This is a genomic window from Gracilibacillus halotolerans, from assembly GCF_014206945.1.
Taxonomy (GTDB): domain Bacteria; phylum Bacillota; class Bacilli; order Bacillales; family Amphibacillaceae; genus Gracilibacillus; species Gracilibacillus halotolerans.
In genome coordinates this window covers 65,316-72,153 of sequence record NZ_JACHON010000016.1, presented here as the reverse complement: position 1 = coordinate 72,153, position 6,838 = coordinate 65,316, and the positions used below count along the sequence as shown (strand labels likewise).

At 35.2% G+C, this 6,838-nt stretch carries 10 protein-coding genes; 5 read left to right on the top strand and 5 right to left on the bottom strand.

The window, feature by feature from the left end; genetic code table 11:
* Positions 1-169: 169 nt before the first annotated feature.
* Positions 170-553, bottom strand: a complete 384-nt coding sequence (gene gcvH / locus GGQ92_RS12835; RefSeq protein WP_184249575.1) for a glycine cleavage system protein GcvH — start codon at positions 551-553, stop codon at positions 170-172.
* Between the two features lie 19 nt (positions 554-572).
* Positions 573-929 carry an arsenate reductase family protein gene (locus GGQ92_RS12830; RefSeq protein ID WP_184249571.1) on the bottom strand — a complete coding sequence of 119 codons (357 nt, stop codon included), beginning with the start codon at positions 927-929 and terminating at the stop codon, positions 573-575.
* Positions 930-1,125: 196 nt separating this feature from the next.
* On the opposite strand from GGQ92_RS12830, the gene GGQ92_RS12825 reads away from it, so the two are divergent.
* From GGQ92_RS12825 to GGQ92_RS12805, 5 genes are all read left to right on the top strand, one after another.
* Positions 1,126-1,386 carry a hypothetical protein gene (locus tag GGQ92_RS12825; RefSeq protein WP_184249584.1) on the top strand — a complete coding sequence of 87 codons (261 nt, stop codon included), beginning with the start codon at positions 1,126-1,128 and terminating at the stop codon, positions 1,384-1,386.
* A 12-nt stretch (positions 1,387-1,398) separates the two neighbouring features.
* The gene (locus GGQ92_RS12820) at positions 1,399-1,725 is read left to right on the top strand and encodes a spore coat protein (protein WP_184249568.1); all 327 of its coding nucleotides are present in this window, start codon (positions 1,399-1,401) and stop codon (positions 1,723-1,725) included.
* A gap of 205 nt (positions 1,726-1,930) precedes the next feature.
* Positions 1,931-2,641 carry a metal ABC transporter ATP-binding protein gene (locus GGQ92_RS12815; protein ID WP_184249564.1) on the top strand — a complete coding sequence of 237 codons (711 nt, stop codon included), beginning with the start codon at positions 1,931-1,933 and terminating at the stop codon, positions 2,639-2,641.
* A complete protein-coding gene (locus tag GGQ92_RS12810; RefSeq protein WP_184249561.1) occupies positions 2,642-3,508 on the top strand; it encodes an iron chelate uptake ABC transporter family permease subunit in 867 nt (288 codons plus the stop codon).
* Position 3,509: 1 nt separating this feature from the next.
* On the top strand, positions 3,510-3,917 hold the full coding sequence (locus GGQ92_RS12805) for a Fur family transcriptional regulator (RefSeq protein ID WP_184249559.1): 408 nt from the start codon (positions 3,510-3,512) through the stop codon (positions 3,915-3,917).
* A gap of 48 nt (positions 3,918-3,965) precedes the next feature.
* On the opposite strand, the gene GGQ92_RS12800 is transcribed toward GGQ92_RS12805, so the two are convergent.
* The 3 genes from GGQ92_RS12800 to GGQ92_RS12790 form a co-directional block, all read right to left on the bottom strand.
* The gene (locus tag GGQ92_RS12800; RefSeq protein ID WP_184249557.1) at positions 3,966-5,135 is read right to left on the bottom strand and encodes an acyl-CoA dehydrogenase family protein; all 1,170 of its coding nucleotides are present in this window, start codon (positions 5,133-5,135) and stop codon (positions 3,966-3,968) included.
* Positions 5,136-5,290: 155 nt separating this feature from the next.
* Complete coding sequence (locus GGQ92_RS12795; protein WP_184249555.1) at positions 5,291-5,752, bottom strand: chemotaxis protein CheW; 462 nt, start codon at positions 5,750-5,752, stop codon at positions 5,291-5,293.
* Positions 5,753-5,988: 236 nt separating this feature from the next.
* Complete coding sequence (locus GGQ92_RS12790; RefSeq protein WP_184249553.1) at positions 5,989-6,747, bottom strand: iron ABC transporter ATP-binding protein; 759 nt, start codon at positions 6,745-6,747, stop codon at positions 5,989-5,991.
* Positions 6,748-6,838 lie beyond the last annotated feature (91 nt).

Below are 6,838 nucleotides of genomic sequence, written 5' to 3'. Positions count from 1 at the left end.
CGTGTTTGTCAAGGGCGATGGCGGTTATTTTTCTCCTTCAAAATAGATGAGAGTTTTTATTATGGGGTAGTTTTCATAGAACTTTTTACACTACCTCACGTACCGAAAAGAGGAAAACACAACATCGATCCAAGCAAAATATGGCTCGTACCGTGTTGTGCTCTATTTATTACATATCTGTTAATAAAGAATGATATTGCTCACTTGTCATTAATCCATCTAGGTCTGCTTCGTTCTCTGGCTCAATAACAAGCATCCAAGCATCCTCGTAAGGCGATTCGTTTACTAGTTCTGGTTTGTCTTCTAACTCACTATTCTTTTCGATTACTTTACCATTAAACGGTGAGTACAGTTCTGAAACGGTTTTTACCGACTCTGCACTTCCAAATGGCTCTCCACTCTTCAACTGGTCTCCTTGTTCTGGAAGCTCAATAAAGACAATGTCTCCTAGTTCCGATTGCGCATGTTCTGTAACACCGATGCGTAACGTACCATCTTCTTTCTTCACCCAAATATGATCATTTGTATATAAAAGGGACGCTGGTATATTCATCTGTTTATTCCTCCTCCATTCATTTCCAAGTATTTTCGTAGGACTCTTCTTTAAATCCTACCGTTACGTCTGAACCATTGTAGGCGATCGGTCGCTTTATTAGCATGCCGTCACTTACTAGAAGTTCAATTTTCTCGTCTTCAGTCATTGTATCTAATTTATCCTTTAAGCCAAGCTCACGATATTTTTTACCGCTCGTGTTAAAGAACTTTTTAATAGGAAGCTCACTTTTCTCGATGATCTCTTTTAATTGTGCTTTCGACGGTGGATTTTCTACTATATGTATCGGTTCGTATTCCATGTTGTTTGATTCCAACCATTTTTTTGCTTTCTGGCACGTCCCACATTTTGGGTACCAATAAAATTGAATACTCATATAACTGGCCTCCTTCTCTACTATAACGCTATTGTATCGAAATAGGTTAGCTAAAATCAAATCCAATGGTTCATATGCTTGATAAGAAGTATAGAAGCACATTTTTTTGTCAAACTAACGATGAATAGGAGGTGCTACTATGCAACAGCAAAACCAAACAGGACAACAGCAAAATCAAATGTTTCAAGCTAACCAAATGTCTCCTCAAGGCCAAACAGGTGGTCAAACGGGCCAAGGAATCATGAACCAGCCACCATCAATGGTGAGCACGAAAGATTTACTCTATTTAACGGATATGCTTTCTTGGAATTTAAACGCTGCTAAAAAGGCCCACTTTTTTGCAGAGCATTGTACAATTCCGGAAATCAAAACGACGATTGAAAATGCATGTAAAATGCATGAAAGACATTATAATCGAATTTTGGCGCATTTAAACAATCAGCAAACCTACATGTAAAGGAGTGAAGAGATGCAACAACAAAATAGCAAAGTTAAAAATCCTGAGACACCAATACAAAAGAATCCTACAATGAATGATCGAGACTTTCTCAATGACATTCTTTCTACAGAAAAATATTTAACACAAGCCTATAGTATTGCTTTAAATGAAGCGAGTAACCAAAACCTATATCAAGACTTACTACAGATTTTTGAAGAAACTCAAAATTGTCAAAGAGAATTATACAACACAATGTTCAAGCATGGGTGGTATGGCTTAGAAAAGGAAGAGCAACAAAAAATCCAACAAAGTTTTCAACAATTCCAGCAATATAAAAATCAATTACCAGTTCATTAATTTACCTCGAAAAGATAGCGGACAGTTTCCGTTATCTTTTTTAAATATGAACGATATAAAAAAAGTTGAAGCTGAGTCGAGAACAGAAAACATCCTTTGTATATAGGATTGTATACTTCATAATTTGTTTTATTTACAAATCGGAATCATTACGATATAATTTTTATGTTATTTTAGAAATGTATTTTATCAGAGGAGATTAGAGATGTCAGATAAAATAATTGAAATCGAAGATGTTAGCTTTCAATATGATTATGATAAAACGGTTTTAAGTCATATTAATTTCTCTATGCGAGCAGGAGATTTTGTAGGTCTAGTTGGGCCTAATGGTGGAGGTAAAACCACTCTACTGAAGCTGATATTAGGCTTGAACAAAGCAAATAACGGAACCATTCGAATCTTTAATACTCCTATACAAGAATTTAAAGACAAAAATAAAATTGCTTACGTATCTCAGAAGGCTAACGCATTTAACCGGGGATTTCCAGCTACTGTTGAAGAAGTGGTAGAAATGGGACTTACTGCATCACTCGGAATCTTTAAAAGAATAAAAAAGCAACATAAATTAGCTGTTTATGAAGCATTAAAAAAAGTAGATATGACGAGCTATGCTAAGGAAAATATCGGAAATTTATCTGGTGGACAGCAACAACGAGTATTTATTGCTCGCGCTTTAGTTAGCGAACCTGAATTACTCATTCTTGATGAACCGACTGTCGGTGTTGACCAGCAAAATGTATCGAATTTTTTTGACTTGTTATCCAAATTAAATCAACAGCATATCTCATTATTAATCGTATCTCATGATTTACAAGCTATCGCTAACCATGTGACGAATGTTTTCTTTGTAAATAAAACAATACAGGCGATTGATTCTTTAGAGGATTATCCTCTGTTTACGTTAGGGGGAGAATAAGTGTTAGCAAGTTTATTAGAGTATGATTTTCTTCGTCATACGTTTATTACAGGAATTATTATCGGATTTATCGCTCCCCTACTCGGTTCGTTTATTGTCGTTCGACGACTATCGATGATGGCTGATGCTCTCTCACATGTTACACTTGCAGGAATTGCATTTGGCTTACTATTAGAGAAAAAAACAGGGATCACAGCGATTACACCATTTTACTCCGGACTAGGTTTTTCAGTCGTAGGCTCATTATTTATTGAAAAACTACGGAAATTGTACACAGCCTTTCAAGAATTAGCGATTCCTGTTATATTATCTGCTGGAGTTGGCTTGAGTGTGCTGTTCATTGCACTTGCTGATGGATTCAATGCAGATTTATACAGTTATTTATTTGGTTCTGTATCTGCTGTAAGCAAACAAGATATGTATATTGTACTTGTCATTGCAATAATTGTCTGTATCGTAATTTTTTCAATCTATAAGGAATTATTTTTACTATCATTTGATGAAGAACAAGCTACTATTAATGGCATACCTGCAACTGTTATTCATACTTTCTTTATTATTTTAACGGCATTAGTAATCGCCGCATCAATGCGGATTGTAGGAGTGTTACTTGTATCTGCATTAATGACTTTACCCGTAGCTATCGGTATTCGATTAGCAAAAGGGTTTAAACAAACGATTATCTATTCTATACTTATAGGAGAATTATCCGTTATCATTGGACTTATTATAGGGTATTATTTAGAAATGCCTCCAGGTGGTTCTATCGTGCTTTTCTTAATATTAGTTTTAGTGTCAATCATTGGAGCACAACATTTCAAGCGTCGTCGTCTTACTAGTAATATGAAAAGTGATGTGAGGGGATAAAATGAACGTAGAAAATGCACTGGATATTTTAAAAGATGAAGGTTATAAATTCACGTCCAAAAGAAGGGACATCATACAGTTATTTGTGGAGGAAGACCGTTATTTAACAGCGAAGGACCTTTTACTCAATATGGAGCCTCATTACAAGGGGATTAGCTTTGACACGATTTATCGGAACCTCCATTTATTCCATGAGTTAGGCATTTTGGAATCGACCGAACTCAATGGAGAAAAGCATTTCCGTCTTAAATGTAATCATGAGCATCATCATCATTTCATCTGTAGAAATTGCGGTATTACAAAAGAGATTGAACACTGTCCTATGGAGAAAATTAATAACGAATTAAAACATTATATGGTAGAAGATCATAAGTTTGAAATATATGGTGTTTGCCCTACCTGTCAATAATCAATAAAAGATATGGAGTGGATCACTGAACCCACTCCATTTTTCTCTTCAATTTCCTCTATTATTTATAGCTGATTTAGCTAATAATTTTATTACCATATCATCCATCGGTGGATTGTGTAATCCTGCACGCACGTCACGATAGTATTGCTCAAACGGCATAGATTTCGACAGTCCTCTTCCACCAGCTATACGCATCGCTAAATCAACAATCTCATTTGCTGCATTTGTAGCAACCATTTTGACAGCGCCTAATTCTCCTAATAATTGTGATCTTTGTTCTGGATAGTTATCCCATTTGTCAGCTACGGTATACATAAAATATCTTGCCTGTAACAGTTTCAATTCCATTTCACCGATTTTTGTTTGAATATGGTCCACCTTAGAAATCGGTGTATTCAAACTATTAGGTTGAAAGTTCTTGGCAAAATCAATAATGTCATTCCTTGCAGCAATTGCAATTCCTAAATAACAAGCTGGTATATGTAATAGCCATCCTTTCGGACCAGGTCGTTTTGGTTTTTCACTAATTTCTACTAAATATTTCTCAGGAATAGTCACGTCTTGAAGTAATACATCATCACTGCCTGTTCCTCGCATCCCTAATGTGTCCCAAGTTTTTTCTACTTGGATACCTGGAGTTTCTCGAGGTATTAGGAAAGAACCTACCACATCCTTTTCTTCGACATGCGCAGTCACAATATAGTAATCAAGAACTTCCGCCATTGTCGCAAAGTTTTTTCTACCATTTAGTATATAATGATCTCCTTGTTGAACTGCCTTGGTCTCAGGAATTCCCCCACGTGTTGGACTACCAGTAGCGGGCTCTGTTGCAATACGATTTACTAATTTTTGATGTTGACGAATATCTGTAGCGAGTAAATCAAACATCTCATGATCCCAACTTCCGTCATCTGCTAGCTCTTTTACAACTCCTAGATGCCATCCGAGTGACAAAGCAACTGCACCGTCTCCTTGAGCTAATTTCTCCTGGGCAAGTAAGAACTCATATAACGATAGTTCTTTTCCTCCATATTCTTTCGGTAACGTCCATGACATATAGTTCGCTTCTTTTAACACTGCAATACTTTCTTCTGGCAATGTTGCACTCTCGTCTGCTTGCTTTCGAAATTCTTTTAATTTTGTTGCTAATTGGTCTGTTTCGTTAATAATCTCCTTATGTCGATCGTTTAGTATAAAATTATGATATAGTTCCATATGAACTTACCCCTCCTAGCACTTGTCTTTTCTACATCATAGCCGAATAATTCCTCTTATTCCAAGTATTTCGCTTTGTTATTATTTTACCGCATAAAAAAACTCCAAACGCAATCCATAATAGCGGATTTTGTTTGAAGTACGATAAGTAATTATTATTCGGCAACCTCTTTAACTTCTTCTATTTCTTCATGATTTAGTACATGGTCAAGATCTAATAATAAAATAAGTCCTCTATCTTCAATTTTAGCTACACCTTTTAAATACTGATAATCAATACCTTTAACTAATTCAGGAGCGTCCTCAGTAATATCATCATGAATATCGATAACATCTGTTGCATCGTCAACGATTAATCCTACAGTAATTTCTTGGACATTCGCTACCAAGATGCGTGTTTGTTCGGTTGCTTCCATTTCTTGCATTCCTAACCTTGTTCTCAAATCAATAATCGGTATTACACTTCCACGAAGGTTAATAATGCCTTTTATAAAATCAGATGTTTGTGGCAACGGAACTATTTCCTCCATACGCTCAATCGAACGAATCTGATTAATATTTACGCCATATTCTTGGCCATTTAATCTAAATATAACTGTTTTTGTTAGTACTTCCATCGTTTTCCCACTCTTTCTTCTAATATTAGAGGTATTACTTCCTATGTAACTATGACGAATGATGGATATTACCTATATTTATGATACCTAATATTCACTATGAAAACAATAAGGAATAGGAATTTCTATTTATTTTTTTTACTTTTGGCTATTAGAAATCCATTAATTAGAAAAAACACCCCCAAAATTAGACAGCGTCTAAAATAGGAGGTGCTACTCATCTTTTTATCGTTTAATTATTGGAAATACAAACATATTTTACATTGATCAATGTCTTGTATTTGAATATCCATATCATACACATCTTTTAATACTTGTTTATCTATCATTTCACTAGTTATTCCTTGATGGATCACTTTACCATCTCTTAAAGCAACAATATAATCCGAATAAACAGAAGCAAAGTTAACATCATGAATCACTAAAATAACTGTTTTCCCTAGTTCAGTAACTAAGTTTCTTAAAACTTTCATAATTTGTACGGAATGCTTCATATCTAAATTATTTAACGGCTCATCCAGCAAGATGTATTCAGTATCTTGAGCAATTACCATAGAGATAAAGGCACGCTGCCTCTGGCCACCACTTAGTTCATCCAAGAATTTATGACGCATATCGGCTAGTTCCATATAATTAATTGATTCGTTTACGATTCTCTTGTCTTCCTTTGTTAAACGTCCTTGAGAATAAGGAAAGCGTCCGAAACTAACTAATTCTTCTACAGTTAAACGTACATTTAGATGATTCGATTGTCTAAGAATAGCAATCTTCTTTGCAAGATTATTATTCTTTATTGCAGAAATCTCATTATCATCTATGTAAACTTCTCCTTCGTCCTTCGTAATTAAACGACTGACGATTGACAATAAGGTACTTTTCCCTGCACCGTTCGGCCCAATGAAGGAGGTAATTTTCCCTTTAGGAATATTGACAGTAACATCATCTACCACTGTCGATGTTCCATATCTTTTCGTAATTCCCTTAACTTCTACCATTCTCATTCTCCTTTAGACTTAGATGTAAGAAACCCGAATCCCCTATAAATCTATGATTCTAATTCATTATCAACTATTTACAAGCTCTTTC